At 33.0% G+C, this 418-nt stretch carries 1 protein-coding gene; it reads left to right on the forward strand.

Annotation, left to right across the window (positions count from 1 at the left end; genetic code table 11):
• Window positions 1-23 precede the first annotated feature (23 nt).
• Window positions 24-368, forward strand: coding sequence for a hypothetical protein (locus ACYQ11_RS22150; RefSeq protein WP_459926013.1), 345 nt, complete (start codon window positions 24-26; stop codon window positions 366-368).
• Window positions 369-418 lie beyond the last annotated feature (50 nt).

Raw genomic sequence — 418 nt, forward strand, 5'->3', positions numbered from 1 at the left:
GTTTCTATTGAAATGACAAAACTATGAAAATAATAAATCGTACTGCCTTATTGTTTCAACCCAAGCAACCTTTCATTGATTGGTTAAATCAACATGAAACATCCGAATATGTTTATAAACTCAATGAGCGTAGAAACGATGGAAGCCTTTTTTTAATAGAGGAAGTAAAAAATATTGATGAAATAAAAACGTTAATTGAAGATAAATTTGAATATTTTTTTAAGTTTGAGCTGGATAAGTATCCTTTTGGAAGGGAATCTTGGCCTAATACCAATAATTTTGAAACGTTCGTGAACTGGATAGATTTTACCTACCACACAATTGTTGAAGATATGTGCGATGCTCCAATCAAATGGGAGTCTTTTTAATAATAAAAAAACATAACCATCGCTTGCAGGCGACGGCTAAACGCCGCGCC

The organism is Desulfatiferula olefinivorans (assembly GCF_054657895.1).